Annotated in this window: 16 protein-coding genes; 12 read left to right on the plus strand and 4 right to left on the minus strand. The window is 58.6% G+C overall.

Features of this window, described 5'->3' with window-relative positions:
* Window positions 1–2: 2 nt before the first annotated feature.
* The 8 genes from rsmA (at window position 3) to HG264_RS11095 (ending at window position 8,911) form a co-directional block, all read left to right on the plus strand.
* Window positions 3–812: a 16S rRNA (adenine(1518)-N(6)/adenine(1519)-N(6))-dimethyltransferase RsmA gene (gene rsmA, locus HG264_RS11060; RefSeq protein WP_169407705.1), complete on the plus strand. Its 810-nt coding sequence runs from the start codon at window positions 3–5 to the stop codon at window positions 810–812.
* Complete coding sequence (gene apaG, locus HG264_RS11065) at window positions 809–1,192, plus strand: Co2+/Mg2+ efflux protein ApaG (protein ID WP_169407706.1); 384 nt, start codon at window positions 809–811, stop codon at window positions 1,190–1,192. The genes rsmA and apaG overlap by 4 nt, the downstream gene beginning before the upstream one ends.
* 14 nt (window positions 1,193–1,206) lie before the next feature.
* Window positions 1,207–2,028: a symmetrical bis(5'-nucleosyl)-tetraphosphatase gene (locus tag HG264_RS11070; protein WP_169407707.1), complete on the plus strand. Its 822-nt coding sequence runs from the start codon at window positions 1,207–1,209 to the stop codon at window positions 2,026–2,028.
* Window positions 2,021–2,347: a thiosulfate sulfurtransferase GlpE gene (glpE, locus tag HG264_RS11075; RefSeq protein WP_169407708.1), complete on the plus strand. Its 327-nt coding sequence runs from the start codon at window positions 2,021–2,023 to the stop codon at window positions 2,345–2,347. The genes HG264_RS11070 and glpE overlap by 8 nt, the downstream gene beginning before the upstream one ends.
* Window positions 2,348–2,651: 304 nt before the next feature.
* Window positions 2,652–4,574 carry a PrkA family serine protein kinase gene (locus HG264_RS11080; RefSeq protein WP_169407709.1) on the plus strand — a complete coding sequence of 641 codons (1,923 nt, stop codon included), beginning with the start codon at window positions 2,652–2,654 and terminating at the stop codon, window positions 4,572–4,574.
* A 126-nt stretch (window positions 4,575–4,700) separates the two neighbouring features.
* Complete coding sequence (locus tag HG264_RS11085; protein WP_169407710.1) at window positions 4,701–5,969, plus strand: YeaH/YhbH family protein; 1,269 nt, start codon at window positions 4,701–4,703, stop codon at window positions 5,967–5,969.
* Complete coding sequence (locus HG264_RS11090; protein WP_169407711.1) at window positions 5,966–7,519, plus strand: SpoVR family protein; 1,554 nt, start codon at window positions 5,966–5,968, stop codon at window positions 7,517–7,519. The genes HG264_RS11085 and HG264_RS11090 overlap by 4 nt, the downstream gene beginning before the upstream one ends.
* Window positions 7,520–7,690: 171 nt before the next feature.
* Window positions 7,691–8,911, plus strand: a complete 1,221-nt coding sequence (locus tag HG264_RS11095) for a multifunctional CCA addition/repair protein (RefSeq protein ID WP_169407712.1) — start codon at window positions 7,691–7,693, stop codon at window positions 8,909–8,911.
* Here HG264_RS11095 and folK read toward each other — a convergent pair.
* Window positions 8,908–9,450 (minus strand): 2-amino-4-hydroxy-6-hydroxymethyldihydropteridine diphosphokinase, encoded by a 543-nt coding sequence (folK, locus tag HG264_RS11100; protein WP_169407713.1) that lies wholly within the window; start codon window positions 9,448–9,450, stop codon window positions 8,908–8,910. The two genes, HG264_RS11095 and folK, sit on opposite strands and share 4 nt — an antisense overlap.
* On the minus strand, window positions 9,450–9,809 hold the full coding sequence (gene folB / locus HG264_RS11105; RefSeq protein ID WP_169407714.1) for a dihydroneopterin aldolase: 360 nt from the start codon (window positions 9,807–9,809) through the stop codon (window positions 9,450–9,452). Before folB ends, folK begins: the two co-directional genes overlap by 1 nt.
* A 50-nt stretch (window positions 9,810–9,859) precedes the next feature.
* Here folB and plsY point away from each other — a divergent pair, with 50 nt between their 5' ends.
* Entirely contained in the window at window positions 9,860–10,444 is a 585-nt protein-coding gene (gene plsY, locus HG264_RS11110; protein ID WP_169407715.1) for a glycerol-3-phosphate 1-O-acyltransferase PlsY, read from the plus strand.
* Here plsY and tsaD read toward each other — a convergent pair.
* Complete coding sequence (gene tsaD / locus HG264_RS11115; protein WP_169407716.1) at window positions 10,434–11,465, minus strand: tRNA (adenosine(37)-N6)-threonylcarbamoyltransferase complex transferase subunit TsaD; 1,032 nt, start codon at window positions 11,463–11,465, stop codon at window positions 10,434–10,436. The two genes, plsY and tsaD, sit on opposite strands and share 11 nt — an antisense overlap.
* Window positions 11,466–11,555: 90 nt before the next feature.
* Complete coding sequence (locus tag HG264_RS11120) at window positions 11,556–12,512, minus strand: DegV family protein (protein WP_169407717.1); 957 nt, start codon at window positions 12,510–12,512, stop codon at window positions 11,556–11,558.
* Window positions 12,513–12,799: 287 nt separating this feature from the next.
* Between HG264_RS11120 and rpsU the strand changes: the two genes are divergently transcribed.
* The 3 genes from rpsU (at window position 12,800) to rpoD (ending at window position 17,031) form a co-directional block, all read left to right on the plus strand.
* Window positions 12,800–13,015 carry a 30S ribosomal protein S21 gene (gene rpsU / locus HG264_RS11125; protein WP_150300184.1) on the plus strand — a complete coding sequence of 72 codons (216 nt, stop codon included), beginning with the start codon at window positions 12,800–12,802 and terminating at the stop codon, window positions 13,013–13,015.
* A gap of 222 nt (window positions 13,016–13,237) precedes the next feature.
* Complete coding sequence (gene dnaG / locus HG264_RS11130; protein WP_169407718.1) at window positions 13,238–15,091, plus strand: DNA primase; 1,854 nt, start codon at window positions 13,238–13,240, stop codon at window positions 15,089–15,091.
* An 86-nt stretch (window positions 15,092–15,177) separates the two neighbouring features.
* Complete coding sequence (gene rpoD, locus HG264_RS11135) at window positions 15,178–17,031, plus strand: RNA polymerase sigma factor RpoD (protein ID WP_169407719.1); 1,854 nt, start codon at window positions 15,178–15,180, stop codon at window positions 17,029–17,031.
* Window positions 17,032–17,048: the final 17 nt, after the last annotated feature.

Genomic DNA, 17,048 nt, shown 5'->3' on the forward strand with positions numbered 1-17,048 from the left:
GCATGAGCCAGTTCGCACCACACCGGGCGCGCAAGCGCTTTGGTCAGAATTTCCTGCACGATCCGGGCGTAATCAACCGCATTCAGCGTGCTATTGCCCCGCGCGCTGGTCAGCATCTGGTTGAAATCGGCCCGGGCCAGGGCGCACTGACGGAAGGTCTTCTGGACAGTGGGGCTCGGCTCGATGTGGTTGAGCTGGACCACGACCTGCATCCGATCCTTCAGGCCCGATTCGGCCACCAGCCATTGTTCCAGCTGCATAAAGGCGACGCGCTGAAGTTCGATTTCAGCCAGCTGACAACAGAAAACGAAAAGCTGCGGGTGGTCGGTAACCTGCCCTACAACATCTCCACACCGCTGATGTTTCATTTGCTGAGTCAGTCAGACTGCATTGCCGATATGCATTTCATGCTGCAGAAGGAAGTGGTACAGCGGCTGGCTGCCGGTGCCGGCATGAACCACTACGGGCGTCTCGGGATCATGGTGCAGTATCATTGCCAGGTCGAGCACCTGTTCGATGTGGGTCCCGGTGCGTTCAGCCCCGCGCCCAAGGTGGATTCTGCCATCGTCCGGCTCACGCCCCACGCGCAGCTCCCCCACCCGGCGGATGACCCCAAGCTGCTCGAACTGGTGGTGCGCGAAGCCTTCAACCAGCGACGCAAAACGCTGCGCAACACACTGAAACCGCTGCTGGACGCCGACAGCATTGCTGAAGAAGGGCTGGATCCGACAACCCGACCCGAGCAGGTCGACCTGGCCGGATTTGTCAGGCTGGCCAATCGTCTGGCACGCCAGCAAAAGGACCTGACATGAACGCGTCACCCACCCACTCCATCACCGTCAAGGTGGAAACCCGCTACCTGCGCGAACAATCCGATCCCAGCGCCAGCCGCTATGCCTTCGCCTACACTGTCAATATTCGTAACGAAGGCGCCGTCACAGCGCAGCTGATCGACCGGAAATGGATCATCACAGACGGTAACGGCAAGGTTCAGGAAGTCGAAGGACCAGGCGTAGTCGGCGAGCAGCCGGTACTCGAGCCTGGCGCAAGCCATACGTACAGCAGCGGTTGCCTGTTACCGACCCCGGTTGGCACCATGCAGGGGAGTTATGGCATGCGCGCTGAAGACCAGCACGAATTCCGCGCCGAGATTCCGCTATTTCGCCTGGCACAACCCAACGCTTTGAATTGACGTAAGGCTTCGGCATGACTACCTACGCAGTCGGAGACATCCAGGGTTGTCTGAAGCAACTCAAATGTCTCCTCGAACGAGTGGATTTCAATCCGTCGCGTGACGCGCTCTGGTCGGTTGGCGATCTGGTCAACCGTGGCCCGCAATCTCTGGACACCTTGCGTTTTCTGGATGGTCTGGGGAACGCCTGCATTGCGGTGCTGGGCAATCATGATCTGCACCTGTTGGCTGCAGCGCGCGACGCAAGCCGCTTGCGCAAATCCGACACGCTTCTGCCGATACTCAAGGCCGCCGACCGCGCCACTCTGCTCGGCAACCTGCGACAGCGCCCGCTCGCCTACTATGACGACTCGCTGAATTACGCGATGACCCACGCCGGGATTCCGCCCATCTGGACAGTAGCCGAGACCCTCGAGCGCGCCGCCGAGGTTCAGGCTGTGCTGCGCTCCGACACGCTACTGCCGGACTACCTGGATCAGATGTACGGCAATACCCCGGCACGCTGGTCAGCAGATCTGCAAGGCGTCGACCGCTTGCGCGTAATCACCAACTATCTGACGCGCATGCGCTTTTGCAAAGCAGACGGTACCCTGGAGCTCAAATCCAAGGAAGCCATTGGCAGCGCACCCACCGGCTTCGCTCCCTGGTTCAGCTTCCCACGTCCCGATCCGCATATTCGTTTGATCTTTGGACATTGGGCGGCGCTGGAGGGCAAGGTGAATGTTACCGGCATCCACGGGCTGGACAGCGGGTGTGTGTGGGGTAACAGCATGACCCTGATGAATCTGAACACAGGCGAACGCCACGAATGTGACTGCGGAGAAGAACATGACTGATTTCAAACGCATAGGTCCGGATGATGCAGCCAGGCTGCTGGAACGGGGCGCTAACGTGGTGGATATCCGCGACGAGCAATCCTTTGCCAGTGGGCATATTCCCTCAGCCACCCGCCTGGACAATACCAATCTGCCGCAGTACCTCGCGGCCACGGACCACAGCAAGCCGTTGGTGGTCTGCTGCTACCACGGCAACTCCAGCCAGTCCGCTGCGGCGTACCTGGCCAGCGCCGGCTTCGCTGAGGTGTATAGCCTCGACGGAGGCTTTGAGCTGTGGCATCGGCATCACCCCGAGCAGTACGAGCGCGACGACGACTGATCCGCAAAAAACTCCCGCCTCAAACTTTTTTTCATTTCTGCCCTGCCACTCTTCCATAAAGCAACTATCCTGAAATCAAGGCGAATTTATTAAGTGAAGGCCGGTCTGCCGGCTTCCGATAAAAAGGGAGCTGCCGGATCCGGAGCCTGCTCCGCGGCACCCGGATTCTGCAGCATCCCCAATGTCCGTTTTGAAGTGGTATGGGGGGATTCATGCGTATAGAAATGCCGTCGCCCTGTACAGCGTCAGGCGGACAGCTGCCCGGAAGCCACAGACCTTATCCAGGCAACAGCGAGGTCGCGCCATGAGCATATTCAGCCACTTTCAGAACCGATACGAGACTACCCGGCAGGAAGAATATTCCCTGCAGGAATACCTCGATCTATGCAAAACGGATCCCACGGCGTACGCCTCGGCGGCAGAACGACTACTGATGGCGATAGGCGAACCTGAGCTTGTCGACACCTCGCTTGACCCTCGATTGTCGCGAATATTCTCCAACAAGATGATCAAGCGCTACCCCGCCTTCGCTGACTTTCATGGTATGGAAGACGCCATCGAACATATCGTGTCGTTCTTCAAACACGCAGCGCAGGGTCTGGAAGAACGGAAACAGATCCTTTACTTGCTGGGCCCGGTGGGCGGCGGCAAGTCTTCACTCGCCGAAAAACTCAAGGCCCTGATCCAGCAGGTTCCCTTCTACGCGATCAAGGATTCGCCGGTGTTCGAATCGCCGCTCGGTCTGTTCAGCGCTGAAGAAGACGGCGCGATTCTGGAGGAGGACTACGGCATACCGCGGCGCTATATCAACAGCATCATGTCGCCCTGGGCAGTGAAGCGCCTGCACGAGTTCAACGGCGATATCAGTCAGTTCCGAGTCGTCAAGCTGTACCCCTCGGTTCTGCAGCAGGTCGCCGTGGCGAAAACCGAACCCGGTGATGAGAACAACCAGGATATCTCGTCGCTGGTGGGCAAGGTGGATATCCGCAAGCTGGAAGAATTTCCGCAGAATGATCCGGACGCCTACAGCTACTCCGGCGCGCTGTGCCGGGCGAACCAGGGCCTGATGGAATTCGTCGAAATGTTCAAGGCGCCCATCAAGGTCCTGCACCCCTTGCTGACTGCGACCCAGGAGGGTAACTACAACAGCACCGAGGGCATGGGCGCGATACCCTTCAACGGGGTGCTGCTGGCGCACTCCAACGAATCGGAATGGCACTCCTTCCGCAACAACAAGAACAACGAGGCCTTCATCGATCGGATCTTTATCGTCAAGGTCCCGTATTGCCTGCGCGTGAGTGATGAGATCCAGATCTATCAGAAGCTGCTCGCGAACAGCTCGCTGGACACAGCACATTGCGCGCCCGACACGTTACGCATGCTGGCGCAATTCACCGTACTGTCGCGCCTGAAGGAACCCGAGAACTCGAATATCTATTCGAAGATGCGCATCTACGATGGCGAGAACCTGAAGGATACCGACCCCAAGGCCAAATCGATCCAGGAATACCGCGATGCAGCGGGCGTGGATGAAGGCATGAACGGTCTGTCGACCCGGTTTGCCTTCAAGATTCTGTCTCGGGTGTTCAACTACGACCATAGTGAAATTGCGGCAAACCCGGTTCACTTGTTATATGTGCTTGAACAGCAGATCGAACAGGAGCAGTTCCCCAACGAAGTCAGCGAGCGTTATCTGCGCTTCCTGAAGGAATACCTGGCACCGCGCTATGTGGACTTCATCGGCAAGGAAATTCAGACGGCTTATCTGGAGTCCTACAGCGAATACGGACAGAACATCTTCGATCGCTACGTCATGTACGCCGATTTCTGGATCCAGGATCAGGAATACCGCGATCCGGACACCGGCGAGATTCTCAACCGCGCTGCCCTGAACGAAGAACTGGAGAAGATCGAGAAACCCGCAGGCATCAGCAACCCGAAGGATTTCAGAAACGAGATCGTCAACTTCGTGCTGCGAGCCCGGGCGCACAACAACGGCAAGAACCCGTCGTGGCTGTCCTATGAAAAACTGCGGGTGGTTATCGAGAAGAAGATGTTCTCCAACACCGAAGACCTGCTGCCTGTCATCAGCTTCAACGCCAAGGCATCGACGGAGGATCAGAAGAAGCACAGCGACTTTGTAACGCGCATGGTAGAGCGCGGCTATACAGAGAAGCAGGTTCGACTGTTGTCGGAATGGTATCTGCGAGTGCGCAAAGCGCAATAGCCTGAGACAGGCTGCAGCTGCAAGCGACGAGCAGTCTGCATGACCGTAGGCAACACCGAAGCAGCACGGTCAGCTTCAAGTATGTCGCTTGCAGCTTGAAGCTGACCCTCCCCCGGAGGGGCTTGAATGAGCTATGTGATCGACCGACGCTTGAATGGCAAGAACAAGAGCACGGTAAACCGTCAACGTTTTCTGCGCCGCTACAAGGCGCACATCAAGAAAGCAGTTGAACAGGCGGTGGGCCGGCGCTCAATCACCGATATGGAGCACGGCGAGCAGATCAGTATTCCCGGCCGTGATATCGACGAACCCATTTTTCATCATGGCCAGGGCGGACGCCAGACCCGCGTTCACCCGGGCAACCGGGAATTCACCTCTGGCGACCAGATCGCACGTCCACAGGGTGGCGGCGGTGGAGGCGGCTCCCAGGCCAGCAATAGCGGTGAGGGCGAAGACGACTTCGTATTCCAGATCACCCAGGAAGAATTCCTCGATTTCATGTTCGAAGATCTGGCGCTGCCCAACCTGATCAAGCGCCATCTGGCTGGAACTGACACCTTCAAAACCGTACGCGCCGGCATCACCCAACAAGGGAACCCGTCACGTATCAACATTGTGCGCTCAATGCGGGCGGCCCATGCCAGACGCATCGCGCTAAGCGGCGGCAGCCGTTCCCGGCTACGCCTGGCAGTGCGCGAACTTGAACAGTTGCGCCTCACCCAGCCGGACAATCTCGACGATATCAAGGCGCTGGAGGAGGAAATTCAGGCGCTGCGTCGTCGGGTAGCGCGCATACCATTTCTCGATACCTTCGATCTGCGCTACAACCTGATCACCAAGGTACCGCATCCCAGTTCCAAGGCCGTGATGTTCTGCCTGATGGACGTCTCCGGCTCCATGACCCAGGCCACCAAGGACCTGGCCAAGCGGTTCTATATCCTGCTGTACCTGTTCCTGCAGCGAAACTACGAGCGCATCGAAGTGGTGTTCATTCGTCACCACACCAGCGCCAAGGAAGTCGACGAGGAAGAGTTTTTCTACTCCCGGGAAACCGGCGGCACCATCGTCTCCAGCGCACTTCGGCTGATGCAGCAGATTGTGCAGGAGCGCTACTCGCCGAATGAATGGAACATCTATTGCGCCCAGGCCTCCGACGGCGACAACTGGAACGACGACTCTCCCATCTGCCGCGATCTGCTGATTAACGAGATCATGCCGGCGATGCAGTATTACTGCTACGTCGAAATTACTCCCCGCGAGCACCAGGCGTTGTGGTACGAATATGAGCGGGTCGCTGCGAAGTTCTCGGAAAGCTTCGCCCAGCAACAGATTGTCGGTGCCGGCGATATCTATCCGGTATTTCGTAATCTGTTTCAGAAGAGGATGGCCTCATGAACCGGCAACCTATTTCAACCGGCTCGGAGTGGACCTTCGACCTGATCCGGGAGTACGATCGAGAGATTGGCCGTATCGCCCATGACGTATACGGTCTGGATACCTACCCGAATCAGATCGAGGTCATTACCGCCGAGCAGATGATGGATGCCTACGCCTCGGTAGGCATGCCGCTGGGCTATCACCATTGGTCCTACGGCAAGCACTTCCTGCATACCGAGAAAAACTACACCCGCGGGCAGATGGGCCTGGCCTACGAGATCGTGATCAACTCGGATCCCTGTATCGCCTATCTGATGGAAGAAAACACCATGACCATGCAGGCGCTGGTCATCGCCCACGCGTGCTACGGCCATAATTCCTTCTTCAAGGGCAACTACCTGTTCAAGACCTGGACCGACGCCAGCGCGATCGTCGATTATCTGGTCTTTGCCAAGCAGTACATTTCCCGCTGCGAGGAGCGTCACGGCATCGATGCGGTGGAGGATCTGCTCGATTCCTGCCACGCCCTGATGAACTACGGAGTAGACCGTTACAAGCGGCCCTATCCGATCTCCGCCGAGGAAGAGCGGCGTCGCCAGATAGAGCGCGAAGAACATATGCAGCGGCAGGTCAATGACCTGTGGCGAACCATTCCGGTCAGTCCGAACCACGCCAGCGAGCAGCACGAGGAGCCCCGCTACCCCAGCGAGCCCCAGGAAAACCTGTTGTATTTCATCGAAAAGAATGCGCCCTTGCTTGAGCCCTGGCAGCGTGAAGTCATTCGCATCGTGCGCAAGATCGCGCAGTACTTTTACCCCCAGCGCCAGACCCAGGTAATGAATGAAGGCTGGGCCACCTTCTGGCACTACACCTTGCTCAATCATATGTACGACGAAGGCAAGGTAACCGATGGCTTCATGATGGAGTTCCTGCAATCGCATACCAGCGTCATCTACCAGCCGCCCTTCGACAGCAACTGGTACAGCGGCATCAACCCCTACACCCTGGGCTTTGCCATGATGCAGGACATCCGCCGCATCTGCGAGAACCCGACCGAAGAAGACCGCCGCTGGTTCCCTGACATTGCGGGCAGCGACTGGCTGGAAACCATCAAGTTCGCCATGCGCACCTTCAAGGACGAGAGCTTCATACTGCAGTTCCTGTCGCCGAAGGTGATCCGCGACCTCAAGCTGTTTGCGGTGGTTGACGACGACAAGCGCGATTACCTGGAAATCGCCGCGATCCATGACGATCAGGGTTATCGGCTGGTGCGCGAGTATCTCGCGGCGCAATACAATCTGGGCAACCGCGAACCCAATATTCAGGTCTGGGAAGTAGACCGGCGCGGGGACCGCTCACTGAGCCTTCGTCATCAGCGCCACGAGGGCAAACCGCTCGGCGAGACCACCGATGAAATGCTGCGCCATCTGCACCGGCTGTGGGGTTTCGATATCCATCTGCAAAGTCTGGATGGCGATACCGTGGTTGGCGAGGCACATATTCCTCCACGCCCTTCCCGGGAAGAGGAGCGGATTCCTCGATTCGATATGAACATTCCACCGATCTGAGCGCAGCGGCGGTGAACTCGCCCTTGGCGTAGCGCAGGCGCGCTACACCCCCAGGCGTTTGCCCTGGGGCTGTCGAGCGCGGGCTCGACGGCAATCGCGCAAGCGCTACGCTCGACCCCAACAGGCAGCGTTCGCATGGTCTGGCCGCAAAAAATGCCTTAGAGTCGGCGCATGAAAAAACACTTCACCAAATATCTGGTCGGCGGCGCCGTGCGTGACCAATTGCTCGGCCGGCCCGTGACCGAGCGCGACTGGGTTGTGGTGGGCGCCACACCCGAAATGATGCAGGAAGCTGGCTTTCGACCGGTCGGGCAGGACTTCCCGGTCTTCCTCGAGCCTGGCTCCGGTGAGGAATATGCGCTTGCCCGAACCGAGCGCAAGAGCGGCCGCGGATATGGCGGCTTCACCTTCCATACCAGCCCTGACGTCACCATCGAAGAAGACCTCGTCCGTCGCGATCTGACGGTCAACGCCATGGCCCAGGCTGAAGACGGAACACTGATTGACCCCTACGGCGGACAGCAGGACCTTGAAGCACGCCTTCTGCGTCACGTTTCACCAGCATTCGCCGAGGATCCTCTGCGCGTTCTGCGCGTGGCGCGGTTCGCTGCACGCTACGCGGGCCTGGGGTTTACCGTAGCCGAGGAAACCCGCGAGCTGATGCGACAGCTGGCGACTTCCGGCGAGCTCGAAGCCCTGACCGCCGAGCGCAGCTGGAAAGAGATCAGCCGCGCCCTGATGGAACCCTCCCCCGAGGTGTTCGTTCAGGTTCTGTATGAGTGCGACGCGCTAGAAGCGCTATTCCCGGAGCTCAACCGGCTGTTCGACAGCTCTCTGTCAGAATCCCACGGCAATCTTGGAAGCCGGCTTCTGAACCGGCTACGCGTCGCAGCCCGAATGGACATGCCTCTGGCTGGCCGCTGGGCCTGTTTGCTGCTTGATGCAGGGCGAGACTCACCCGCAGAAAGCAGCGCGCATGCACTGATCCAAAGGATAAACCAGCGCTGCAAGGCCCCCCGGGACTGTCAGGAGCTGGCCCTGCTGGCATCCGATCATCTTTCATCAGTTCATAACGGACCCGCACTGGCGCCTGAAGCCCTGGCGCAGCTGTTCAAGTCCGTGGATATCTACCGCAGACCAGAGCGTTTCGAACAGCTTTTATCGGTTGGCGAGGCAGATGCCGCGGCATTGACCAGTCCCGATATGCCGGTTTACCCACAGGCTGAATACCTTCATGAAGCAGCCGACACCGCGCGCCAGGTGAGCATTCAACCACTACTTGAAAAGGGATTACAGGGAGCCGAACTGGGCGCAGCACTGGAACGCGAGCGCAGCCGGGCACTGGCTGCCTACCAGCAGGCATTCATAAACAGCTCGAAGGCTAAGTCTTAAAGCGCACGGGAAGGCCGGTGCGCCTCGATCAACTCATCCGGAGTCAATGCGCGGCCGTGCCATTCAAAGTGTACTGGCCAGAGCGATTGATCGCCTTGCCAGCCGGCCCATAATTCGGCGTAACGCTGAGCGGTCCCGGGCAGGACCGAATCGGGTGCGAGCAAAGCCAGCGGCCACAACACAAAGGCGTTACGCGCAGTTTCGCGCCGAGGCAACAGAATGCCGTCATGCACGCCGGTCAGAGTGCCATACACCAGAATATCGATATCCAGTGTAACGCGACCCGGTGCCTTGGTTTCCCTGCGACCACAAGCGGCTTCAATGGCCTTCAGCGCGGCCTGCAGATCGGCGAGCGGCAGGTGCGTCTGGGTGCCGACCACCATATTGTAGAAACGCCGTCCCAGCATCCCCACTGATTCGCTCTCAAACACAGGCGACAGCTCAAGTCGCCCCAGCAACTGCTCAAGCGCATCCAGACCGCGCGCGAGATGCCGTTCGCGATCATGGTTGCTGCCGATGCCTAATAGAACGGTGGTCATTATGCTCGGGTTCCGCGCTCGATCAACACACCCACGCCGCCAGCTGCCGCCGGCACAGCGCCCGGTTTATTGATGCGCAGGCGCAACCAGGGGACCGAGAACTCCTGCATGATCAAGCTGGCCAACCGTTCCGCGAGCGTTTCGACCAAGCCGAAACTGCTGGTCGAGACATAGTCGGTAATACGCTGGCTTACCTCGGCGTAGTTCAGCGTGGCGTCAAGATCATCATTGGCGGCCGCCGCCGCGATATCCCAGCCAATGTCCAGATCAATGATCAGGCGTTGACGTATATCGCGTTCCCAGTCGTATACGCCAATCACCGCGTCCACGGCCAGGCCGTTGATGAATATCTGGTCCACTGATCACTCCGCTATCGACTACAATCTGGTTTTCGTCATGACTCAGCGCCATGTCCGTCGAACTGCCACTGCTACTTGTCGCCGCCTACTTGCTCGGCTCGGTGTCCTTCGCCGTGCTGTTCAGCCGGCTGGGCCATCTGCCTGATCCGCGTGATATCGGGTCAGGCAATCCCGGCGCGAGCAACATGTTGCGCCTGGGAAACCGTCCACTGGCCTTTGCCACCCTGATCTGCGATATCGGCAAGGGCGCTTTTGCCGTATGGCTGGCAGCTCGCTCGGAGCTCGGGCTGTTTGCCCAGGGGCTGGTCGGACTGGCAGCCGTTACCGGCCACGTTCTCCCCATCTACCATCACTTTCGCGGCGGCAAAGGCGTCGCCGCTGCCGCAGGCGTGATGCTCATGCTTTCATGGCCCGCCGCGCTACTGGCCGCTACTTTATGGCTGATAACCTTCAGCGTAGAACGCATGGCATCTCTCGCCTCGTTGGTCGCCAGCATAGGCATGCTACCCTGGCTTGCCTGGCATGCCCCGGAATTACTCGGCCCGGTCAGTCTGATGGTTGGTCTGATATTGCTGCGTCATCGGCTCAATATTGGCCGATTGCTCAACGGAACAGAGAACCGTTTCAAGCGTTGAGTGGTGGCAGTTGATCCATCGGCCACCGTGCCCGCGCCTCGATACCGCCTTGGTCAGACTGCCCTGCCTTCAAGCGCTGCCATCCAGCATAGGCGATCATTGCGCCGTTATCCGTACAGAACGCCGGGCGGGCATAGAACAGCTCTCCCTTGAGCCCGGCTGCCATGTGCTGCAGCGAATCGCGCAGATGGCGATTGGCGCTGACCCCGCCGGCAATCACCAGACGCTTCAACCCGGTGCTTTTCAGCGCGCGTCGGCACTTGATCGTCAAGGTATCGACCACGGCCTGCTCGAAGGCAAGGGCAATATCGCAGCGCGTCTGCTCGGAATCATCGCCCTCACGTACGCTGCTCTGCCAGGCGTTCAAGGTCGCGGTTTTAAGCCCACTGAAGCTGAAATCCAGACCCGGCCGATCGGTCATCGGGCGGGGAAACACGAAGCGTCCGGCCTGCCCTGCCTGAGCCATGCGGGCGATCTCCGGCCCGCCGGGGTATGGCAAACCCATGAGCTTGGCAGTCTTGTCGAAAGCCTCGCCCGCTGCGTCATCCAGCGATTCACCCAACAACTGGTACTGGCCAATCCCGTCGACCCGAACCAGCTGCGTATGACCGCCCGATACCAGCAGAGCAACAAAGGGAAACGCAGGGGGATGGTCTTCCAGCATGGGAGCCAGCAGATGGCCTTCCATATGATGCACGCCCAGAGCGGGCACTTGCCAGGCGAAGGCCAGCGCGCGGGCGCAGGCGCCGCCCACCAACAGAGCACCGACCAGTCCCGGTCCCGCAGTGTACGCCACACCATCGACATCGCCATGAGCAACGCCGGCACGCTCGAACACTTCACGCATGAGCGGAACCAGCCGCTTCACGTGGTCGCGTGACGCCAGTTCCGGTACAACCCCACCGTATACGCGGTGCAGATCTATCTGGCTGAACAGAGCGTCAGCCAGCAGCCCGCGCTCACTGTCATACAGCGCAATGCCGGTTTCATCGCAGGAGGTTTCGATACCCAGGACACGCATAGACAACCCAGCCAGAGGAGAATCAGGCGCGCATGATAATCGCCGCGCCCGCCCCAGACCAGTCTTTCCAGCCCAACAGCCTTGACTCGCTCAGCGCATATCCTGGAAGCGATGTGGCTCGGCAGCGAGTGCCAGCCCCGCACCACCCGGACCGACATAGATGTTACTGGTGATGTTCGCGGGTGACGCCAGCAGCGTGACGCCATGCTCCTTGCATGTCTGGAGCAGCCGGTCGAAGCCTGGCAACTCGTACATTTCATGCTCTTCCATTCCGGCACTGAAAACCACATAGGGAGACAAGAGCCCGCGCCGTATGCGTGCACAGGCGTAGTCGATCATGCGCTCGACCGCCGCCTCGAAGCTGCGGCCCCGAAATACCGCCCCGCCTCCTTCGCCTGAACCCGCTCCCCAAAGCAAAGGGGTGATCTTGAGATGTTTGGCCAAAAACGCCTGGATCGCAGACACGCTCTTGTCTCCGCGCGGCCGACCGCGCCGGCGGATGTACTCCAGATCGCGCGGAATGGCGCAGCCATAGATATGTTGGGTGAAGTCGCTGACCTGCTCGCGCAGCTGATTCTTGCCAGTCCCCTGGTTGATCAGGTGGACGGTATGCGCTGCGAGCAGCCCCTGGCCGGAAAAGAACGTTTTGCTGTTCACTACGCGCATCGAAAATTTACCGCTGAGCCCCGCCGCCTGACGATGGGGACGGTAGCTGGCAATGATCCGGTGCATAGCCCCGATAGCGTTCTGATAGATCTCGCTGCGGTCTTCGGCAATGGTTTCGAGGAAGGCGAAGTCGTACTGATTGACGATTTCATCCATGAACAGATTGTAAATCTGGTCGACGGTATAGGCTTCGGTCGTAGCCTGATGACCCAATTGCATGGCGCCGCTATCATAAAAGCGCCGGGTGGTCAGCGGATCATGGTCATCGACGAACGTATGACCGTCTACTTTGACCGTGACCGGAAGAATGAAGATGTTGTTTTCCTTGATAAAAGAATACGGCAGCTCGCAAGCCGAATCGACAATCAGACCCACACGCATGGGAACACTCCATTGTTAGCAATAACTGCGTTCGATCCGCTGAATGATTTCCCTACACAGCGGCTGTCTCATTTTGGTACAGGCTGACGATACAATACAAGCTTCCCGCGACCCTACAGGTTTTTACCAATTGCCGAGGGGCCGACCTATGCGAAACACACCAATCACCCTTTGCTTTTCCCCAACGAAGGCGGTAACATCCGGTCCCCTTGAAATGCATTCGCTGAAGGCAACCGCCAACAGCGTTGTAATGACACTCACAGCACAGTTTCTTAGAAAGGTACGAAATGCCTGCCGTCAAAGTAAAAGAGAACGAACCCTTCGACGTGGCCCTGCGTCGTTTCAAGCGCTCCTGCGAAAAAGCTGGCGTCCTGGCTGAAGTCCGCCGCCGCGAGTTCTATGAGAAGCCTACTACTGAACGCAAGCGCAAAGCCGCAGCTGCCGTCAAGCGTCACGCCAAGAAGTTGCAACGCGAACACCGCCGTCGCGAGCGTCTGTACTGAGTTTAGCCGCTTGACCTGTCGGGCCTGACCCCAGGCCCAACGAATGTACGCCGGCAGGCGAATCATTCGACAGGCTGACACTAGAAGCTGAGCACGCATGTCCGGCCATCCAGACTATGGAGTTGGCTGGATTTTTGCGTTCCCTGCTATAGTGTCTTGCCTCCGGTTAACCACCCCGTCGACCGGAGCGCAGCCACTCAGAATCTCGCAAGGCAAGCTTGAATGGCCGGGTTGATCCCTCAAGGCTTCATAGACGATTTGCTTGGACGGTCCGATATCGTCGAGGTCGTCGGCTCACGCCTGAAGCTGAAGAAGACCGGCAAGAATTATTCAGCGCTCTGCCCGTTCCATAATGAAAAATCACCCTCATTCAGCGTAAGCCCAGACAAGCAGTTCTATTACTGCTTCGGATGTGGCGCCGGCGGCAATGCGGTCAGTTTCATCATGGACTTCGAACGCCTGGACTTTCCCCAGGCGGTTGAAGAGCTGGCTCGTAATCTGGGTGTCGACGTACCGCGCGAAGAGCGCAACGGACGTCAGCGAGAGCCCCGAGCGCCGCGCCAGGACAGCCCGCTTTATGCCTTGCTTGATCAGGCCGCAGCTTTTTACCGGCAGCAGCTGCGCCAGCATTCGCAACGCCAGCGCGCAGTCACCTATCTAAAGCAGCGCGGGCTGTCAGGGCAGATCGCCAAACTGTACGACATCGGCTTTGCCCCGCCCGGCTGGAATAACCTGATGGGGCATCTGGCCACTGACAGCACCGAAGAAAAGGCGCTGATGGAAGCCGGGCTGGTCGTTGAAAACGAGAACGGCAAACGCTACGACCGTTTCCGCGATCGCATCACTTATCCTATTCGCGACAGCCGCGGACGGGTAATCGGTTTCGGCGGCCGGGTCCTAGGTGACGACAAACCCAAGTACCTGAACTCGCCTGAAACGCCGGTGTTTCACAAGGGTCGCGAACTATACGGACTGTATGAGGCCCGCCGGCAGAACCGTCAGCTCGATGACATTCTGGTAGTCGAAGGCTACATGGACGTCATCGCCCTGGCCCAGCATGGAATATCCAATGCTGTAGCGACACTCGGCACCGCGACCAGCGAGGAGCACCTCAAGCGATTGTTCCGCATCGTGCACAGCGTGGTGTTCTGCTTTGACGGTGATAATGCCGGACGCCAGGCGGCGTGGCGCGCCCTGACCTGCTGCCTGCCGGTGCTTGAAGACGGCCGGCACGTGCGTTTCATGTTCCTGCCGGAAGGCCAGGATCCGGATAGTCTGGTACGCAACGAAGGCCAGGACGGCTTCCGTGCGCGCATGGCGCAGCAATCGGTAACCTTGACGGACTATTTATTCCGTCACCTGGCAGAACAGGCCAACCCGGACAGTCTTGAAGGCAAGGCACACCTTGCAAGCCTGGCCTTGCCGCTGATCGAGCAGGTACCGGGAACATTGCTCCGGCGACTGCTCAGGCAATCCCTGGAAGCCAGAACCGGTATGGATCTGGACACGCTGCCTTCAGCGCCACCGGTCGCCGAACATCAGGAATCCGAGCCGCCGCCCTCAAGCTCATGGGCAGACCAGCCGATACCTGATTCATCACCACGCGGCAGCTATCGCAAGCGCTCAGCGCCAGCGACCAAGTCAAAGGGTGTTGAGAATCCGCTGCTAAACGCAGCGCGAACGCTATTGCATCATCCGCATCTCGCGGGCCTGGTGAATCAGGCCAGCCAGTTCGCAAATGAGGACGAGGATGAAGCTGTTTTGCTTGTGGCATTGGTGGATGCCCTGCAAAAGAATCCAACGCTGACTACAATTCAATTGCTGGCCCGCTGGCACGGGACCGCAATGGGAGATGAGCTGAATCAGCTCGCGGAAAAGGAATGGTTGTTAAATATTCCCAGCGTGAACCTTGAACAACAGTTTTTTGACACCATTAATAACTTGCTGGCACGACAAACCGATCGCCAGATTCAGAAGCTCCTCGACAAATCGGCGGTTTCGCCGCTCACACCCGAGGAAAAACAGCAGCTACGAGACCTTCTAAATAGTCACAAAACGTCGTCTACCGCCAAGTAAACAGGTGGTCAAGTGGCGTTGAGGACTGAAATAAAGGTATAATCCGCAGCTTACTTTTTTGCACACCAAGGCATCCAAGGGTTGTTATGTCCGGAAAAGCGCAACAGCAATCCCGTCTCAAAGAACTCATCGCCCGCGGTCGCGAGCAGGGTTATTTGACCTATGCGGAAGTCAACGACCACCTACCGGAGGATATCGCCGATCCGGAGCAGGTTGAAGACATTATTCGCATGATCAACGACATGGGGATCACGGTTTTCGAGGCTGCACCCGATGCCGATGCCCTGCTCCTGGCAGATAATGACGCCGACGAAGCCGCCGCCGAAGAGGCCGCCGCTGCGCTGGCCGCTGTCGAGAGCGATATAGGCCGAACTACCGACCCGGTGCGCATGTACATGCGTGAAATGGGGACGGTGGAACTGCTGACCCGCGAAGGCGAAATCGAAATTGCCAAGCGCATCGAGGAAGGTATCCGCGAAGTCATGGCGGCCATTTCGATGTTCCCTGGCACTGTCGACAGCATTCTTGCCGACTATCATCGCGTAGTCGAGGAAGGCGGACGTCTGACCGACATCTTCAACGGCTATATCGATCCGGACGACGATGGCATGTCCGCGACGGGTGCCGTCGAAGCGCCCGCACCGGCAGCCAAGGCCAAGACCGACGACAAGTCTGACGACGACGAAGAAAGCGAAGACGACGACACCACTGAAGAAGAAGGCGATGGCGGCCCGGATCCGGAAGTCGCCCGTCAACGCTTCACTGCAGTCGGCGACCAGCTGGCCAAGGTCAAGAAGGCGCTGAAAAAGCACGGTCGTGGCAGCCCGGAAGCAACCGAAGAGCTGGAAGCCCTTGCCGTCCTGTTCATGCCGATCAAGCTGGTACCGAAGCAGTACGAAGCACTGGTTCGACGCGTCCGCGGCACCCAGGATCAGATCCGCGCCCAGGAACGCGCCATCATGCAGCTTTGCGTGCGTGATGCGCGTATGCCCCGTGCAGATTTCCTGCGCAGCTTCCCCGGCAACGAGACCAACGAACAGTGGGTCGACAGCCTGCTGGCGGACAGCCCGCGTTATGCCGAAGCCCTCGAAGCGGTCAAGCCTGACGTTATCCGTACGCAGAAGAAACTCGCTGCGCTGGAAGAAGAAGTCGAGCTGAAGCTGTCCGAGGTGAAGGACATCAACCGTCGCATGTCGATCGGTGAAGCCCGCGCCCGTCGTGCCAAGAAGGAAATGGTCGAGGCCAACCTGCGTCTGGTTATCTCGATCGCCAAGAAATATACCAACCGTGGCCTGCAGTTCCTCGACCTGATCCAGGAAGGCAACATCGGTTTGATGAAGGCGGTGGACAAGTTCGAATACCGTCGCGGTTACAAGTTCTCGACTTATGCCACCTGGTGGATCCGTCAGGCGATCACCCGGTCTATCGCAGACCAGGCGCGCACCATCCGTATTCCGGTGCACATGATCGAAACCATCAACAAGCTGAACCGCATCTCGCGGCAGATGCTTCAGGAAATGGGTCGCGAACCGACCCCTGAAGAGCTGGGCGAACGGATGGAAATGCCTGAGGACAAGATCCGCAAGGTACTGAAGATCGCCAAAGAGCCGATCTCCATGGAAACACCCATCGGCGATGATGAAGACTCCCATCTGGGCGACTTCATCGAAGACGGTGCCATGGAATCACCGATCGACTCGGCGACTGTCGAGAGCCTGAAGGAAGCGACCCGCGACGTCCTCTCCGGACTGACCGCACGGGAAGCCAAGGTTCTGCGCATGCGCTTCGGTATCGATATGAATACCGATCACACGCTGGAAGAAGTCGGCAAGCAGTTCGACGTCACCCGCGAGCGGATCCGGCAGATCGAAGCCAAGGCACTGCGCAAGCTGCGTCATCCGACGCGCAGCGATCATCTGCGCAGCTTCCTCGACGAGTAAGCAACAGCAGTAAACGA

This window comes from Pseudomonas sp. gcc21 (genome assembly GCF_012844345.1).
GTDB lineage: Bacteria > Pseudomonadota > Gammaproteobacteria > Pseudomonadales > Pseudomonadaceae > Halopseudomonas.